General features: G+C 70.6%; 17 protein-coding genes. 10 read left to right on the forward strand and 7 right to left on the reverse strand.

What is annotated here, in order from left to right:
* Positions 1 to 77: 77 nt before the first annotated feature.
* Positions 78 to 350, forward strand: coding sequence for a hypothetical protein (locus ACO0M4_RS15700; protein ID WP_430370805.1), 273 nt, complete (start codon positions 78 to 80; stop codon positions 348 to 350).
* A gap of 124 nt (positions 351 to 474) precedes the next feature.
* Positions 475 to 1386, forward strand: coding sequence for a cupin domain-containing protein (locus ACO0M4_RS15705; protein ID WP_430370806.1), 912 nt, complete (start codon positions 475 to 477; stop codon positions 1384 to 1386).
* 116 nt (positions 1387 to 1502) lie between these two features.
* On the opposite strand, the gene ACO0M4_RS15710 is transcribed toward ACO0M4_RS15705, so the two are convergent.
* Complete coding sequence (locus ACO0M4_RS15710; protein WP_430370807.1) at positions 1503 to 2405, reverse strand: alpha/beta fold hydrolase; 903 nt, start codon at positions 2403 to 2405, stop codon at positions 1503 to 1505.
* Positions 2406 to 2582: 177 nt separating this feature from the next.
* Here ACO0M4_RS15710 and ACO0M4_RS15715 point away from each other — a divergent pair, with 177 nt between their 5' ends.
* From ACO0M4_RS15715 to ACO0M4_RS15740, 6 genes are all read left to right on the forward strand, one after another.
* Positions 2583 to 3761, forward strand: coding sequence for an acyl-CoA dehydrogenase family protein (locus ACO0M4_RS15715; protein ID WP_430370808.1), 1179 nt, complete (start codon positions 2583 to 2585; stop codon positions 3759 to 3761).
* Positions 3762 to 3916: 155 nt separating this feature from the next.
* Positions 3917 to 4810, forward strand: coding sequence for a TIGR03620 family F420-dependent LLM class oxidoreductase (locus tag ACO0M4_RS15720; RefSeq protein ID WP_430370809.1), 894 nt, complete (start codon positions 3917 to 3919; stop codon positions 4808 to 4810).
* A gap of 189 nt (positions 4811 to 4999) precedes the next feature.
* Positions 5000 to 5344, forward strand: a complete 345-nt coding sequence (locus tag ACO0M4_RS15725) for an ArsR/SmtB family transcription factor (RefSeq protein WP_430370810.1) — start codon at positions 5000 to 5002, stop codon at positions 5342 to 5344.
* Positions 5345 to 5707: 363 nt separating this feature from the next.
* Positions 5708 to 6583 carry an NmrA family NAD(P)-binding protein gene (locus ACO0M4_RS15730; RefSeq protein WP_430370811.1) on the forward strand — a complete coding sequence of 292 codons (876 nt, stop codon included), beginning with the start codon at positions 5708 to 5710 and terminating at the stop codon, positions 6581 to 6583.
* A 749-nt stretch (positions 6584 to 7332) separates the two neighbouring features.
* On the forward strand, positions 7333 to 8454 hold the full coding sequence (locus tag ACO0M4_RS15735) for a S53 family peptidase (RefSeq protein WP_430370812.1): 1122 nt from the start codon (positions 7333 to 7335) through the stop codon (positions 8452 to 8454).
* A 627-nt stretch (positions 8455 to 9081) separates the two neighbouring features.
* A complete protein-coding gene (locus tag ACO0M4_RS15740; protein WP_430370813.1) occupies positions 9082 to 9690 on the forward strand; it encodes a GNAT family N-acetyltransferase in 609 nt (202 codons plus the stop codon).
* Between the two features lie 109 nt (positions 9691 to 9799).
* On the opposite strand, the gene ACO0M4_RS15745 is transcribed toward ACO0M4_RS15740, so the two are convergent.
* The 5 genes from ACO0M4_RS15745 to ACO0M4_RS15765 form a co-directional block, all read right to left on the reverse strand.
* The gene (locus ACO0M4_RS15745; RefSeq protein ID WP_430370814.1) at positions 9800 to 10825 is read right to left on the reverse strand and encodes a CPBP family intramembrane glutamic endopeptidase; all 1026 of its coding nucleotides are present in this window, start codon (positions 10823 to 10825) and stop codon (positions 9800 to 9802) included.
* Positions 10826 to 11018: 193 nt separating this feature from the next.
* Positions 11019 to 12077, reverse strand: coding sequence for a tartrate dehydrogenase (locus tag ACO0M4_RS15750; protein ID WP_430370815.1), 1059 nt, complete (start codon positions 12075 to 12077; stop codon positions 11019 to 11021).
* A 72-nt stretch (positions 12078 to 12149) separates the two neighbouring features.
* Positions 12150 to 13049 carry a LysR family transcriptional regulator gene (locus tag ACO0M4_RS15755; RefSeq protein ID WP_430370817.1) on the reverse strand — a complete coding sequence of 300 codons (900 nt, stop codon included), beginning with the start codon at positions 13047 to 13049 and terminating at the stop codon, positions 12150 to 12152.
* A 119-nt stretch (positions 13050 to 13168) separates the two neighbouring features.
* Positions 13169 to 13564: a RidA family protein gene (locus ACO0M4_RS15760; RefSeq protein ID WP_430370818.1), complete on the reverse strand. Its 396-nt coding sequence runs from the start codon at positions 13562 to 13564 to the stop codon at positions 13169 to 13171.
* Between the two features lie 110 nt (positions 13565 to 13674).
* Positions 13675 to 14319: a TetR/AcrR family transcriptional regulator gene (locus ACO0M4_RS15765; RefSeq protein WP_430370820.1), complete on the reverse strand. Its 645-nt coding sequence runs from the start codon at positions 14317 to 14319 to the stop codon at positions 13675 to 13677.
* Between the two features lie 81 nt (positions 14320 to 14400).
* Between ACO0M4_RS15765 and ACO0M4_RS15770 the strand changes: the two genes are divergently transcribed.
* On the forward strand, positions 14401 to 14640 hold the full coding sequence (locus ACO0M4_RS15770; RefSeq protein ID WP_430370821.1) for a hypothetical protein: 240 nt from the start codon (positions 14401 to 14403) through the stop codon (positions 14638 to 14640).
* On the forward strand, positions 14637 to 14795 hold the full coding sequence (locus tag ACO0M4_RS15775; protein WP_430370822.1) for a hypothetical protein: 159 nt from the start codon (positions 14637 to 14639) through the stop codon (positions 14793 to 14795). The genes ACO0M4_RS15770 and ACO0M4_RS15775 overlap by 4 nt, the downstream gene beginning before the upstream one ends.
* Positions 14796 to 14908: 113 nt before the next feature.
* Here ACO0M4_RS15775 and ACO0M4_RS15780 read toward each other — a convergent pair whose 3' ends face one another.
* Positions 14909 to 15682: an alpha/beta fold hydrolase gene (locus ACO0M4_RS15780; RefSeq protein WP_430370824.1), complete on the reverse strand. Its 774-nt coding sequence runs from the start codon at positions 15680 to 15682 to the stop codon at positions 14909 to 14911.
* Between the last annotated feature and the right edge of the window lie 25 nt (positions 15683 to 15707).

Genomic DNA, 15707 nt, shown 5'->3' on the forward strand with positions numbered 1-15707 from the left:
CACGTCAGAAGTACGGAATTCCGCAACGCGACGAGAGTGAGCGAACCGTCGTGGTGAACGCAGACGAAGGAGAGTTCGTGACCGACCAGGAGTCCGACACCCAGGAGACCGACACCCAGGACCGGATGCCGGTCGGCAATGACCCTTGGTGGGCGGGGCTGGGCCCGGTCGGTGGCGGGGTGCTCGTCCTGCTTGGCCTGGTCGTCGGGGCGTTCGTCCTCCTCCACAATGCCGACTCGCCGGACGGCCTGTCGCACCTCTACGGACCAGCCAAGCTGGTGGCCATCGGCCTCGTGGTCGGCGGTACGGCCCTGTTCGCGCGCCGGCGCGGCAGAGACCGGCCCAAGTAGGCGCCGCCGCGGGCGGGAGGTTTTGACATCGTTCGGAGCCTCCTGCTATTCAGTAAACGGAATCGGATTCCGATTCCGTATCGTGCTGATGTCGGCCCAGAACGGTTCCAGAAAGGAACTCCGGATGTCCAAGGACCGCTTCTATCTGCTGGACGCGAACGCCTCGCGTACCGCCCGCGCCCCCCTGCCCCCGGGGGTGACCCTCAAGGCCGGCGCCGGAGACACCCAGGGCCGCTTCACCCTGATGGAGGTCCGAGGGAAGGGCGGCAACGGCGTCCCCACCCAAGTGCCCCCGGCCAAGGGCGAGTTCACCACCCACGACCCCGCCCGCCCCTCCGAGGTCTCCCACCCCTCCGACACGTTCATCTACGTGCTCGACGGCGACCTCGGGATCGACGTCGACGGCCGGACCCACCACCTCACCAGCGGCATGTGCGCCCTGCTGCCCAGCGGCGTCGACCACGCGCTGCACAACCTCGGCGGAGCCGACTCCCTGGTGCACACCCTCCAGTTGACGGTCCCCGGCGACCGGAGCGACGATCCGGGCGACCCGCGGCGCTGCTACGTCCTGGACCGCGGTGCGGTGCGCCCCGGCCGGATCGCGGTGCCGCCCGCCTTCGGCATCAAGGCGCGCACCACCGACACCGCCGGCCGCTTCTCGTTCCTGGAAGTCACGGTGGCGCAGCCGATCCCGCTGCACACCCACCACGGGGCCGACGAGTGCATATACGTGCTCGACGGAGCACTGCACATCGACTTCGACGGGCGCGTCCACACCGCTGGCCGGGGGCAGTTCGTCCTGCTGCCGCACGGCGTCCCGCACGCGATCCGCCCCGGCTCCACCCCGCCGCCCCGCGTGCTCCAGATTTCCTCTCCCGGCGGTTGGGAGTGTGTGGTGGAGACCCTGATCGAGCACCGGGCCGAGGTCAGTAGGGCAGGACGTTTCGACCCGGCCGCACTGAACCGGTACACGCGTCAGTACCACGTCACCTACGAGGAGGAGGCTCACGAGGAGGAGGCCCACGAGGAAGGGTAGGGCGTGTCTGACGGGTCGTGCGGCCGCCCTGACGTCGCCGCCCTGCCCCGGAGGAGGCCGTCGTCAGCTTCCCTCGCTGGGCCCGGTGCCTGCCCCGCCAGACAGACACCGGATCCTCAGCGCAGCGTTTCCTCCGCCTCGTCGAGGAAGGCCGCCACCAGGGTGCTGGCCAGCGGACGGCAGGTGACGAAGTAGGCGTGGCGGGCCCCGGGGAAGAGGTGTGTACGGGACCGGGGGATGCGTGCGGCCAGGAGCGGGACGTTGTCCGGAGGCGTCATCCGGTCCTGGTCGCCGTGCAGGACGAGGGTGGGACAGGCGATCCCGGGCAGCGCCTCCCAGGCATCGTGCTCATTGCTGGCCACCAGGTGGCCCCGCCGGGCGTGCGCCGGCATCCGGGGGTCGCCGAGGGTGGTGTACGGGCCGGGGTGCGCGGCCCGCCACTCCGGCGCGTACATCAGGTCGAGCAGGGCGCCCCGGGCCGCCTCCGGGTCGGCCTGGGCGAGGGCCCGCCGCACCGTCCCGTCGCGCTCGACGGCCTGTGGGCCACCGGGGGAGGTGCACCCGAGGACGAGTCGCCGCACCCGGTCCGGATGGCGGGCGGCGACCCACTGGGCGACCCGGCCGCCCATCGACGTGCCGTAGACGTCGGCGCACTCGACGCCGAGGTCGTCCAACACCGACACCACGTCATCGGCGAACTGCTGCGTGGAGTAAGGCCCGTCGGGCGCGCCGCTCTGCCCGGTGCCGCGGTAGTCCATGGTGATCGTGGCATGCCCGGTGTGGAAGTCCTCGCGGACACCGTCCCACCAGTGGTGGTTGTTCGCCTGGCCGGCCAGGAGTACCAACGGGCGCCCGGTGCCATGGTGTTGGTAGGCCAGGGTGGTCCCGTCCTGGGCGCGGGTACGGGCGTGGAGCCGGTGATCGTTGTCTGGCAGGGGTGGCTTCCGCACGCCCCGGACGCCCACCGAACGGCCCCACGCGGACCCTGCTGCCCGGTCCGCGCCCTCCGCAACCGGCATGGGACACCACCTCTCGCTCTTCACACCCACACGGTCATGAGCGTCGATGATGGTACTCCGGGAAGGGATTCCCCGACCCTTCGCAGGCGCAGCCCAGCTCACTCCCGGAACCACCGCCAGACACCGAGACCGTTGAAGGATCCAGGCACGCCGCACCCACCCAAGGAGCGTCACCGTATGAGCACCCTCGACATCCTCTCCGCGGACGAGCAGCTGATCATCGGCACCGTGCGCGACTTCGTCGACGAGCACGTCAGGCCGGTCGTCCGGGAACTGGAACACACCAACACCTACCCCGCTGCGCTGATCGACCGGATGAAGCGGCTCGGCGTCTTCGGACTGACGGTCCCGGAGGAATACGGCGGCACGCCGGTCTCCACCCCGTGCTACGTCCTCGTCACCGAGGAGCTCGCCCGCGGATGGATGAGCCTGGCCGGCGCGATGGGCGGCCACACCGTGGTCGCCAAGCTGCTCGTGCACTACGGCACCGAGGAACAGAAGCGGCGCTACCTGCCGCGGATGGCCACCGGCGAGGTCCGGGCGACCATGGCCCTGACCGAACCGAACGGCGGTTCCGACCTCCAGGCCCTGCGCACCGTCGCCCGCAAGGACCGGAGCGGCGACGCCGACGCGTACGTCGTCAACGGCACCAAGACCTGGATCACCAACTCCCGCCGCTCACAACTGATCGCCCTGCTCTGCAAGACCGACCCGGCCGCCACCCCCGCCCACCGGGGAATCTCCCTGCTCCTCGTCGAGCACGGCCCCGGTCTGACGGTCTCCCGCGATCTGCCCAAGCTTGGCTACAAGGGTGTCGAAAGCTGCGAGCTGACCTTCGAGGACTACCGGGCGCCGGCCGATGCCGTGCTCGGCGGCGTCGAGGGCAAGGGCTTCGCGCAGATGATGAAGGGCCTGGAGACCGGCCGGCTACAGGTCGCCGCCCGGGCGCTCGGCGTCGGGCGCGCGGCACTGGCGGACGCGCTCGCCTACGCCCAGCAGCGCGAAGCGTTCGACAAGCCGATCTGGCAACACCAGTCGATCGCCAACTACCTTGCTGACATGGCGACTTCACTCACGGCCGCCAGGCAACTCACCCTCTACGCGGCCCGCGAGGCGGACGCCGGACACCGGGTGGACATGGAAGCCGGCATGGCCAAGCTCCTCGCCTCCGAGACCGCCCTGCAGATCGCCATCAACGCCGTCCGCATTCATGGCGGTTACGGCTACTCCACCGAATTCGACGTCGAGCGCTACTTTCGCGACGCACCCCTGATGATCGTCGGCGAGGGCACCAACGAAATCCAGCGCAACGTCATCGCCCGCGAGCTCGTCCGGCGCGGTGGACTCGACGCCTGAGCGGGGCCGGGGCACCGGGCGCGACCGTGCTGCGGGTCCTGTGTGTGTCGGCCGCCGGGGCGAGGCGGCTTGCCTGTCGCATCGGGATTCTGCGATAGTTCGATGCGTTCTTGATCGACTGCGAGGTGCCGGCGACGTGCACGAGGGGATGTGCCATGGGTGGCGTTGACGGGCTGGATCTCGGAACGTTCGGGATTTACACCTTCGACTTCGAGGGCCAACCGGCGTCGCAGCTGCGCGAGTCGATCCAGGAAGTGGAGGAGCAGGGATGGCGGACGTTCTGGATCCCTGAGGTCGGCGGGCGCGAGGCGCTCACGCACGCCGGCTTCCTGTTGTCCAGCACCGAGCAGATGCACGTCATCAACGGCATCGCCCGGATCTGGTCCCGCGGCGCCCGCTCGACGTACGGCGCGAGCCTCCTCCTGGCCGATGCCTACCCCGACCGGCACGTGCTCGGCCTGGGATTCGGCGGCGAGCCGCGGCCCGGGGTCAAGCCCGTGGCGGCGATGATCGATTACCTCGACGAGATGGACGCCCTCGTGTCCACCAACCCCGCGCCGCGGGCCCCGATGCGCCGGGTCCTGGCCGCGTACGGGCCCAGGATGCTGGAGTTGGCGCGCGACCGCTCGGCCGGTGCCCACACCTACCACGTCAATGTGGCGCACACCGTGCAGACGCGGGAGATCCTCGGCCCGGACGCCTTCCTCGGGGTGGAGCACCCGGTGCTGTTCGAGTCCGACCCGGCCACGGCCCGCGCCGTCGCCCGCGAGCACCTCCAGGGCTACCTGGCGACCCCGTACAACGTCGCGAAGTTCCGTCGCCTCGGCTACTCGGAGGAGGAGATCGGCCATGGCGGAAGCGACCGGCTCATCGACGACTTCGTGTTCTGGGGGGACCTGGACACCATCGTCGAGAAGCTGCACGGTCACGTCGAGGCGGGCGCCGACCATGTGGGCGTGCAGGTGATCGGCATCGAGCCGGGCCGGTCCGCGCTGCCGCACTGGCGCAGGCTGGGCGAGGCGCTGCTGCCGCGCGGCGGGGGTGCTTGATCTTCCGCGGAGCACTGCGCACCTGCGCTCGGTCGCTCCGTGCGCCGGTGCCCGGTCGCTCGGCGTACCTGAGCCCGGCCGCTCGGCCCACCTGTGATGCGGCCGCCCAGCGCACCAGGCGTCGCACCCCACAGTCACCCTCGCATCGAGATTCTTCGAAACGTCGGTGGCGGCCTGTACCCTGGTCCCATGACGGACACGGCGACGGCAACTGCGACCTCACCGGATCCCGACCTGGTCGATGCACTGCGGGCGTTGTCGAACCCGATGCGGTTGCAGATGCTGCTGTGGTTGCGGGATCCCGAGCGCCACTTCGCAGACATGCAGGCGATCGCCGACCCGGTCGAAGTGGGCGTCTGCGTCAGCCACATCCAGGCCAAGGCGGGGCTCGCCCAGTCAACGGTGTCGGCATACATGGCCGAACTCCAGCGAGCCGGGCTGGTGCGGGCGACGCGCGTGGGCAAGTGGACTCACTACAAGCGCGACGAACAGCGCATCGCCCAGTTCGTCGCCCTGCTCGGACAGACGCTGTAGGGGGCGCAGGAACCCGACCTCCGGGCCTGCGGGCCTCCGGCGCCGCGCATACGCCACGTCCGCAGCAGTCGTTGCGAGTCGTCGCCGATTGTCGCGAGTCATGGCCAGATGTGGCGGACCGTGTTGCTGGTTGCTGGTGGGTGAATGCAGGCTGCCCTGGCTGACTGGCGTTGGCGTTCCGGGCCCGCCAGGTGCGGGCAATGGGGCACGGGGAATGGGAACGGGGAATGGCGTTGGCCTGGACGGTGGTTGGCACCGAATGAACGGTCTGATCAACGTTCTGATCAACGGTCGGTTCGAGGGTGTTCCAGGGCGCTCCGCAGTGCCCGTCGTGCTGGACGATGACGAGGGAGGAAGTCGTCGATGACTGTGTTGGTGACCACGCCGTCAGGAGCGGTGGGCCGTTATGTGACCGAGGCGCTGCGCGACCGGAGCGATGTGCGGTTCCTGGTGCGTTCGGCGGCGAGTGCCGAGGCGTTGGACGGGACGGTACGTGGGGAGGTCTTCCGCGGGGACGCCGCGAACGCCGCGGATGTGCGCCGCGCGGTCGTGGGCGTGGACCGCCTCTTCCTCGCGCACCCCTTCGCCGAGGACCAGATCGCCGCGGAGACCACGCTCGGTGTGGCCGCTGTCGAAGCCGGTGCGCGGCGGATCGTCAAGCTCGGCGCCCGGCGGTTCGGCGGTGACCTCGTCCCTGACGCGGTCACCGGCAACCACGACGTCATCACCGACCGCCTGCGCGCCGCCGGTGTCGAGGAGCTGACGGTCCTGCAGCCCGACCGCTTCCTGCAGAACTTCCTGCCGTCGGCACCCGCCCTCGTACGGGGCACGCTGGCCGATCCCGCCGGGCCCGGTGCACGCGGCTATGTGGACGTTCGGGACATCGCCGAGGTCGCGGTCGCCGAACTCCTCGCGGACCGTCCGACGGGTGGCGAGATCGAGATCAGCGGTCCCGCGGCACTGACCCTCGCAGAGCTCGCTGCGTCCTTCGAGGCCGCGATCGGCTCGCCGGTGCGGTATGTCGACGTACCACTCGACGATGTCTGGCGGGCCGGGCTGGCGGAGCACGGGGTCGCGCCACGGATCGTCGACGGACTGCACGACCTGTACGCGAACTACCGTCGCGAAGGTGTGGCCGGCCTGGGCGACGGAGTCCAGCGCGTCCTGGGCCGAGCGCCGCGCACGGTCGAGGACTTCGCCACCGAGTTGCTGCGTCCGGCCGCATCGGGAACGGCCTGACCTCGGTTGCAGTTGCAGTTGCGGATGCGGCGTGGGGGAGGGGAACCGGGCGGACCAGGCGGATCGGGTGAACCAGTCGGGCCAGTCGGGCCGGCGCCGACACATCCGCATCACATCGACCGGCGCCCGAAAGGATCTCGCTGTGCTGCGCTGAAATGAACTGGCCCCGGCCGGTGGCGCGTTACGCACGCTTGGCGACGCCAGCGAGCACCGTACGGCTGCTGGCATCCAGAGGCCACCGGACGACTGTCGTCCAGAGGCTGGGACGGGGCGGCGGGCGTCCAGAGGCTGGGGCAGGGCGGCGAGGACGTTCTACGGACCCAGGGGAAGCCTTTGCCGTAGCTCGGTGTCTCCTTGACGCAGGGTTCACTACTTTTCCATAAAGCCACCACTCACCGGGGTGGCATCAGTGAGTGCACGTGCGCAACTCATCACCGGCGGATTGGCGCACCCCTGATGGGGTGTCGTGGCTGCACCTGGTGCAACATGTCATGCCCTTGACATTGTGCGTGAAGGGCACGGCACGGCAGGTGTCTCCGGAGAGTCGACCGTCGGCCCCTTCCCCCACGGAGGTCGTTCCCTTGCGTTCTCTACGAAAGGGCAGATCCGATCGCACGAGTGGACTGGCGCACCGCGCCGTCCCGACCCTGCTGTCGGCGGCAACCCTCGTCATCGGCGGCATGATCGCCGCCAGCCCGTCCCATGCCGCACCGGCGGCACCCGCACCCCACACGTCCCCCATCACGTCCATGACTCACGCCAAGGTCCCCATCCACCGGTTGTGTGCGGAGCCGGCCAAGCCCGGTTACATGGCCTGCAACGCGGTGGCCCGCACCGACGTCAAGCAGCAGCTGTCCCTGCGGCCGCACGTCGCCCCCTCCGGTTTCGGCCCCAGTGACCTACAGAGCGCCTACAACCTGCCCCAGTCGGGCGGCTCCGGCCAGACCGTGGCGATCATCGACGCCAACGACGACCCCAACGCCGAACAGGACCTGGCGACCTACCGCACCCAGTACGGCCTGCCGGAATGCACCACCGCCAACGGGTGCTTCCAGAAGGTCGACCAGAACGGCGGCACCAACTACCCCGCGCCGGACTCTGGTTGGGCCGGCGAGATATCCCTCGACGTCGACATGGTGAGCGCCTCCTGCCCGCAGTGCCACATCCTGCTGGTCGAGGCGAACAGCGCCAGCATGGACGACCTGGGCACGGCGGTGAACCGCGCGGTCGCCATGGGGGCCAAGTTCGTCTCCAACAGCTACGGCGGCTCGGAGGACTCGACCGACACCACCTCCGACGAGCAGTACTTCAACCACCCGGGCGTGGCGATCACCGTCAGCTCCGGTGACAGCGGCTACGGCGTCGAGTACCCGGCGGCCTCGCAGTACGTCACCGCGGTCGGCGGCACCTCACTCCAGCAGGACGGCAGCGCCCGCGGCTGGAGCGAGAGTGTCTGGGGCTCCACGGCGGGCGGCGAGGGTGCCGGCTCCGGTTGCTCCCAGTACGACGCCAAGCCGTCCTGGCAGCAAGACACCGGTTGCGCCAAGCGCACCGTCGCGGACGTCGCCTCGGTCGCCGACCCGGCCACCGGCCTGGCGGTCTACGACAGTTACCAGGCCAGTGGTTGGAACGTGTACGGCGGCACCAGCGCCTCCGCCCCGTTCATCGCCGGCGTCTACGCCCTCGCGGGCACCCCGGGCGCGTCCGACACCCCGGCGTCCTACCCCTACTCCCACGCCTCGGCGCTGAACGACGTCAGCAGCGGCGCCAACGGCTCCTGCTCGCCGTCGTACCTGTGCACCGCAGGCAGCGGCTACGACGGTCCGACCGGCCTCGGCACCCCGAACGGCACCGCGGCCTTCACACCGTGAGGTGAGGTGGAACAGCGCAGGACACCGTGAGGACACGGTGATGCAGAAGGCCGTCAGCTAGCCGACTGCCACCGCCGACCGTCACAGTCCGGCAGCCTTCGAGCTGCCGGACTGTGACGCGGATTCGGCGGCCCAGGCGCAGGGCCGGCCGGGCGCAGAGTGCGGCGGTCGCATGCCGGGAGGCCGAGGGCGAATGCCTGGGTGAGGTCGCTGACGCGGTCGCCGGGCCACCCGCGCACTCCCATGGGCCAGGTGGGAGACGGACGGGGAAGAACACGCGGGGCACCACCGCAACGACTGGCGCCAGGTGGCCAACGGCCGCAGCGTCGGTGTCGCGCTGGCCCTGATCACCGGCCGCGAGGGACAGAAGCTCGACCTCGACTCACCCTGGCTCATCCAGGAGATGGCCGACCGCAGGGGCCGCGTCACGGTTGAGCCCGGACCGGGAGGTGCGGCCGGTCGTGTCCACGGAGGTGGCCAGGCGGGACAGGCCCTGTACGCCTCGGAGCGCGCCGCAGCAGCGGCCCGACGCCGTTCCCGAACTTCCGTACTTTACCGTCTCATTGCTTCCGTGAGTGGACCGGCCCCACCCTTCCGTCGAAGATCACCGCGTGCAGAATGACCCGTATGTCGATAACGAACATGCCGAAGACGACAACGGTCGACGATGCCCCGTCGATCAGCCGCACGTTGGCCCGCGCCTTCGACGACGACCCGATGATGCGTTGGTTCTTCCCCGATGACACCTCGCGCGAGGCGACGTTGGGCCGCTACTTCGCCACGATCTTCACCCGGCAGTACGTCCACCACGGTGTGTGCGAGCGCACCGAGTCGGCGGCCGCGTTCTGGGTGGCGCCGGAGGCGCAGGCCAAGGCCGTTCCCGACGCGGACACCATCCAGGAACTCCAGAACATCCTCGGCGACCGGGCTCCGCTGTTCCGGGACGCCGTCGAGACGGCCGCCAAGCACACGCCCCAGGAACCGCACTGGTACCTGGCGTTGATCGGCGCCGACCCGGCCGCCCAGGGCCAGGGACACGGGGCCGCCCTGCTGCGCTCGGGGCTGGCCAAGGCCGACGCGGCGGGTCTGCCCGCCTATCTGGAGTCCTCCAAGCCGTCCAACCTGCCCTTCTACGAGCACTTCGGCTTCACCGTGCGTGCGGAGGTTCGGCTGCCCGGGGGCGGGCCGGTGCTGTGGGGGATGTGGCGCGAGCCGCGCCACCCGGCCGACGCGTAGGGAACCGTCCGGCGCGTCATGAACGGAGCCGGCGACGTCGGCTCGGAGGCCGACGAGACGGTGTGCCACGTGCCGGGCGAGGATCGTGATGGGAGTGAGGGGACGGTCTTCACTGGCCCTGGGCGGGTTCGCCATGTGGGTACCGGGCCTCGGCGGTCGATGACGAGGCGGTGTCCTCGGCAACTGTGCCCGGACCGGTGGCCGCCGGCTCCGTTCCGCCGCCCGTGAGGGTGCGGGAGGCCGGGACGCGGGGCGGCATGCGGAGCCTGCCGGTCAGGGCCAGGAAGGCGACCAGCGCACCCATCACGATCCAACCGGGCCAGCCGGTGAGGCCCATGCGCAGGGGGTCCAGCGCGGCGTCGGGGGCGGCGAACCGCTTGACCATACCGACGCTCGCCGTGCTGACGAAGGCATGCGCGAGCACAGCCGGCAGGACCGAGCCGGAGCGCAGCCGCAGCCAGGTGAAGATCGGCAGGATGAGCGTGCAACTCACCAGCATCGCGGGCACCGAGACGTACCACGGCCGGCCCGGATACTGACCACCCATCAACAACGTGGGCAGGTGCCAGAGCGCGAAGGCGCAACCGGTGAGGAGATACGCCGACACCAGGCGCTTCCCGCCGCCGTCCCGGGCCAGCCGCGGGAACAAGTAACCCTGCCAGCCCAGTTCCTCGCCGAAGAACTGCGGCAACGACACCACGATCTGCACCACCATGCCGCCCATCCATCCGGCCACCGCGCTCCACCGCAGCTCACCCACCGGATAGGCCCCTGCGGCGGCGCCGACGGTGAGCGCGGCGACGGTCAGGCCGGCGGGCACGGCGAGCCCTGTCAGGCAGTGCCGCACGCCGCGCCCCCACGGTCGCGGCCAGCGCAGCGCGAGCGCGTCCCGCACCCGACGGCCCGGCTCGATCAGGCGGATCACGAGGAGCGCGGCGAGCGCCGGCGCGCACATCGCCGCCGTGATGCACACCTCCGCCAGCGCCCCGGTCTCCTCCCGCGCGTCACCACGCTGGAAGCCGCCGATCAGAAGCGGCGACATCGCCAGCCACATGCCCAGATAAGCGATCGCCAGGTACACCACGGGCCCGCGCCGCCGCCGCACGGGATCCCCCGCCGCTGAGTGATTCGTCATGGCGGCGACGCTACGGAGACCCGTCGCGTGACGGAATCCAGCTGGCACCCCATCGCCCCTGCGCGTCTGCTCCACCGGGCGTGGTGGAGTGCGCTCCACCACGCCCGGTCGGGCGCGGACGTGGGGAAGCTCCCGGTGACTGGGGGCCGCCGCGGCAGCCGAGGCCCCGCGACTGCTGCAACTCCCCATCATTTCAAAGGAGTTGGAGTAGCTCTTCGGTGAAGTCCTCGGTGCTGGCGGTGCCGCCCAGGTCCGGTGTGCGGACGTCCGTCGTGGCCAGGACGGACGCCATCGCGGCGGTGATGTCGTCGGCCGCCTCCCGATGGCCCAGGTGGTCGAGCATCAGGGCCGCCGACCAGATGGCCCCCAGGGGGTTGGCGATACCCCGACCGGCGATGTCGGGCGCGGAGCCGTGTACCGGCTCGAACATCGAGGGGTACTCGCGCTCGGGGTTGAGATTGGCGGCCGGGGCGATGCCGATCGAGCCGGCCACGGCGGCGGCCAGGTCACTGAGGATGTCCCCGAACAGGTTGGAAGCGACGATCACGTCGTAACGGGCCGGATCCAGGACGAGTTTGGCCGCCAGTGCGTCGATGTGCTCCTGGTCCCAGGCAACGCGGGGGTGGGCGGTGGCGCATTCGGCGACCAGCTCGTCCCAGAACGGCAGGGTGTGCACGATGCCGTTCGACTTGGTGGCCGAGGTCAGCCGGCCGCCCCGGCCCGCCGCCAGGCCGAACGCGTAGTCCACCACGCGGGTCACCCCGGCCCGGGTGAACACCGCCTCCTGCACGGCCAGTTCTTCGGGAAGGCCCTGATTGAGTCGCCCGCCGACCTCGCTGTACTCGCCCTCGGTGTTCTCGCGGACCACCACGAGGTCCACCGCCCCGGGTACCGCACCGCGCACCGGACTGTCGACGCCCTCGAAGACCCGGATCGGGCGCAGGTTGACGTACTGCCGGAAGGCGCGGCGGATCGGGATCAGCAGGCCCCACAGCGACACGTGGTCCGGTACGTCCGGGTGGCCGACCGCGCCGAGCAGGATCGCGTCCTTGTCGCGCAGCCGGTCCAGGCCGTTCTCGGGCATCATCGCGCCCTCGCGCACATACCGCGCGCACGACCAGTCGTTGTACGAGGTGTAGGACAGGCCGAACCCGTGCCGGCGGCTGACGCGGTCGAGCACGCGCCGCGCCGGGGGCAGCACCTCGGTGCCGATGCCGTCGCCGGGAATGAGGGCAATGTGGTGGGTGGTCATGCGTCCGATTGCAGCAAGCGGCGCTCGGCAGGTCCAAGACACAATCCCGATCTACGTCATCGGCGGCGCTTATCAGCAGCCCGGGGCGAGCGCGTCCAGGGCGGTCGTCACGAACGCCCGTGCCGCCGGGGACAACCCGGAGCGACGGCTGATCAGCCCGATGCGCAACGTGGTCCGCGGCTCGATGTCCAACACCCGGGCACCGGCCCGCTCGGCCAGGCCGCGCCAGGACTCGGTCAGCACCGCCATCCCCACTCCGGCCAGGACGAGGGGGAGCACGGACACCCGGTGCTCGGTCTCGGCGGCGATGCTGAAGGCGATCCCTCGCTCCCGCAACCCGTCCACGTACGCGCGCATCCCGGTGCCCCGCTGCCCGACGATCAGCCGTTGACCTGCCAACTCCGCACAGTTCACGGTCCGTTGGCCGAGGAATGGGGCGTCGTCGGCGCCGCCGCGCACCACCAGCACGAAGCGCTGCTCACCGAGGGGATGCGCGACGACGTCCCCCTCCGGCAGCGGGCCCGGAACGGCCAGCAGGCCCAACTCGGCCGCGCCGGTGCGCACCAGGTCCACCACGTCCCGGGAGGTGAAGGCCGCCTTGAGCGCCACGGACACCCCCGGATAGCGTCCGCTGAAGGCGTGCACCATGGTCGTCAGTGGCTCCACCGCCTGTGACGGCATCGAGGCCACGTCCAGTCGCCCCTCCCGCAGCTCTTGCACGGCCGCCACGCTCGCCCGTGCCGTCTCCAGACTGCGCACGGCCGCGCGGGCCGGCTCGATCAGCGCCCGCCCCGCTTCGGTGAGCACCGCCCGCCGGCCGATCCGGTGGAACAGGTCGCCGCCCAGGTCGCGCTCAAGCCCCTGGACCGCCTGGGACAGCGACGGCTGGGACACGTACAGCGCGGATGCCGCCCGGGTGAAGCCGCCGTGGTCGACGATGGCGAGGAAGTACTCCAACTGTCGGATGTCCATGCTGGGCATTCTCACGCGTCCCGCGACAACCAACCCGACGGGGCGACCGGCGTCCCTCGACGGTCCCGGGCGCCCGCAGACAGGCGCCCCGCCGGCCGAGGCGCCGGGCGGCCGGGCGCTCAGGAGGCCGTCGGTACCACCGCCCACGCCTCGACCTCGGCCCGGAAGGCGGGGTTGACCAGACCGGCGACCTGGACCAACGAACAGGCCGCCGGGCGTGCGGCGTCCTGATACTGGTCCCGGACGCGACGGAACGCGTCGAGGTCCGCGAGGTCGGTCAGGTACACCGTCAGCTTGACCACGTGGTCGAGGTCGGAGCCCGCTGCCTTCAGAGCGGTGGCGAGGTTCGCGTAGATCTGGTGTATCTGGGCTTCGGCGTCCCCCTCACCGACCAGTTGGCCGGCCTGGTCCACGGGGATCTGGCCGGAGACCACGACCATCGGCCCGGTGAAGGCCACCGCATGGCTGTAGCCGTTGACCGGCGGTGCGCCCTCGGGCCGGATGAAGTGCTGCATCATGACTCCTCGTTCTCGTCACCGGAGGCGCCGGAAGCCCCGGAGGTGGGGAAGTTCCGGTGGCTCCGCAGCTTCCGGGCTCTCCGGAAGTCTCGTTGTCCGGCTGGTTCCTACCGTGCCGGGGGTGCGGTCTCACCGGGCAGTGACAGGCTGCCGAGGTGGGTCACCAGCACGTCGCCGCAGGTCTGCGGATCGAGGGCTTCGGGGTGCAGGACGGCGCTGAGGCAGAGTCCGTCCAGAAGCGCCGTCAGCCGCTCGGTCTCGATGGTGAGATAGAGGTCGGGACGCAGGGTGCCCGCGGCGTCGAGCCGGGTGAGCGCGCCGCGCACCAGTCGCCTGGTGCCTCGGGCGGCCTTGCGTGACAGGTCGCCGAACGCCGTGTTGGTGCGGGCGGCGGCGTTGAAGTCCAGGAAGACGGTGACCTCGGCGCGACGGTTCTCGTCGAGGGGCAGCAGCTCGGCCAGGAGTTCGGCGGTGAGCCGGAGTTGTTCCGTACGGGGGTGGCGGCTGAGGTCGTCGATCCGCTTGAGGTGCGCGAGCAGGCGGCTGCTGACGCGGTCGATCATCGACTCCATCGCGAACTGCATCAGGTCGTGCTGGCTGGCGAAGTAGTGCCGCAGTGAGCCGATGTTGAGTTCCGCCTCGGCGGCGACGGCGCGCAGTGAGGTGCGTTGCAGTCCGTCCCGGACGACGACGCGGAACAGTGCGTCGACCACGAGTCGACGGCGGGCCGCCGGATCCACATGCTTGGGCATGGGACCTTTCTATCACGCCTGTGATACAACGGAGGGGAAGGGAAATATCACAGGTGTGACAGAACGGGTGGAGGCTTTCTCGTGGAGACGTACCTCAATCTCATGCTCGTCAGGTTCGGCGTGATCGTGGGCGGCTTGGTGGTGCTGGCACTGCTGGTCTTCGCCGTCGCGTTGGCCCTCAAGCGTCGCGGGCGCCTCGACGACGTGCGTCGGTACGCCGACCCCGCGGTGCGGGCCGGACTGCGTGCTGCCGCCCGACGGTTCGAAGATGGCGGGAGGCGCGGCACGTCCGGGTCGAAGCGGCGGGACGGCTGGCGATGACCGGCCTCGCCACGGGGTCGTCCGATCTCCTTGAGCACCTGCTGCTGGACCGCGCCATCAAGATCGTCATCGTGATCGCGGCCCTCGGTGTCCTGGCGTGCGGCATGACGCTGCTCTGGCGGAAGGTGGGGCGAACGAAGGACCGGCACGACTGAGCCGCAGGGCGGCGCCGCAGGGCTGGTGTTGAACGACCGGCCGCGAGCCGGGCCGGTTCGGCCCTACGGAAAGCGGACGCCGACAGCCGCCGTCCGCCGCCTCGTCACCACCCCTACTCCGGGTCGGTCAGTGCGGCGGCAGTGGCGCGGGCGAAGGCGTCCAGGTTGTCCAGCATGATGTTGTGGCCGCAGTCCGGGATCGGGACCAGGGCCACCCCGGCCTCGATGAGCGCGGCGGCGCCGGGGAGTTGGCCGTCGGCCGCCGGCAGCAGGTAGGTGCGCGGAATCTTCAGGTCCAGCAGGAGTTCCCGCATGGTGGGAACGGTGCCGCGGGTGAGGTGGACCGCGCTGCGGTGCAGGGCCTCGCGGCCGGCCAGGCGCATGGTGGACCACCAGTGCGGGCCGACCCGGTCGCGCACCTCTTCCCAGCCGCCGGCGAGGAACTCCGGCTCGGAGTAGCCGGCGATGCCGCTGCTGCCGCCCGCACCGGGGCGGCACGGAATCGGGTCCAGGTTGGCGTCGATCAGCACGAGCCGGGAGACCAACTGCGGGTGCCGGGCGGCCAGGACGATGGCCACCGAGCCGCCCATGCTGTGGGCGATCAACTGCGCACCGGTGACCCCCGCCGCGGTCAGTGCGTCGGCGAGGGCGTCGGCGTGGGCTTCCAGGGTGTAGTCGAAGTCCGTCGGACGGTCGCTGATGCCGTGGCCGAGCAGGTCGATCAACAGGGAGCGGTGACCGGTCAGCATCGGGTGGACGGCGCTCTCGGTGAAGTAGGCGGGGGAGGTGGCGCCCAGGCCGTGCAGGTATACCCGGGCCGGCTCCTGACCCGGCAGTTCGACCCAGCGGATCCGGTCACCTTCGGTTGTCACTACGGCGTTGCGCACGGCCGGGCCCCCTGGAAGCACGATG

It is taken from the genome of Streptomyces sp. RGM 3693 (assembly GCF_050471125.1).
GTDB lineage: Bacteria > Actinomycetota > Actinomycetes > Streptomycetales > Streptomycetaceae > Streptomyces.

Excerpts from the sequence above, each read along its gene's own strand:
- ACO0M4_RS15705 (WP_430370806.1), top strand. The coding sequence starts at position 475 with ATGTCCAAGGACCGCTTCTATCTGCTGGACGCGAACGCCTCGCGTACC.
- ACO0M4_RS15710 (WP_430370807.1), bottom strand. The coding sequence starts at position 2,405 with ATGCCGGTTGCGGAGGGCGCGGACCGGGCAGCAGGGTCCGCGTGGGGC.
- ACO0M4_RS15715 (WP_430370808.1), top strand. The coding sequence starts at position 2,583 with ATGAGCACCCTCGACATCCTCTCCGCGGACGAGCAGCTGATCATCGGC.
- ACO0M4_RS15720 (WP_430370809.1), top strand. The coding sequence starts at position 3,917 with ATGGGTGGCGTTGACGGGCTGGATCTCGGAACGTTCGGGATTTACACC.
- ACO0M4_RS15725 (WP_430370810.1), top strand. The coding sequence starts at position 5,000 with ATGACGGACACGGCGACGGCAACTGCGACCTCACCGGATCCCGACCTG.
- ACO0M4_RS15730 (WP_430370811.1), top strand. The coding sequence starts at position 5,708 with ATGACTGTGTTGGTGACCACGCCGTCAGGAGCGGTGGGCCGTTATGTG.
- ACO0M4_RS15735 (WP_430370812.1), top strand. The coding sequence starts at position 7,333 with ATGACTCACGCCAAGGTCCCCATCCACCGGTTGTGTGCGGAGCCGGCC.
- ACO0M4_RS15740 (WP_430370813.1), top strand. The coding sequence starts at position 9,082 with ATGTCGATAACGAACATGCCGAAGACGACAACGGTCGACGATGCCCCG.
- ACO0M4_RS15745 (WP_430370814.1), bottom strand. The coding sequence starts at position 10,825 with ATGACGAATCACTCAGCGGCGGGGGATCCCGTGCGGCGGCGGCGCGGG.
- ACO0M4_RS15750 (WP_430370815.1), bottom strand. The coding sequence starts at position 12,077 with ATGACCACCCACCACATTGCCCTCATTCCCGGCGACGGCATCGGCACC.
- ACO0M4_RS15755 (WP_430370817.1), bottom strand. The coding sequence starts at position 13,049 with ATGGACATCCGACAGTTGGAGTACTTCCTCGCCATCGTCGACCACGGC.
- ACO0M4_RS15760 (WP_430370818.1), bottom strand. The coding sequence starts at position 13,564 with ATGCAGCACTTCATCCGGCCCGAGGGCGCACCGCCGGTCAACGGCTAC.
- ACO0M4_RS15765 (WP_430370820.1), bottom strand. The coding sequence starts at position 14,319 with ATGCCCAAGCATGTGGATCCGGCGGCCCGCCGTCGACTCGTGGTCGAC.
- ACO0M4_RS15775 (WP_430370822.1), top strand. The coding sequence starts at position 14,637 with ATGACCGGCCTCGCCACGGGGTCGTCCGATCTCCTTGAGCACCTGCTG.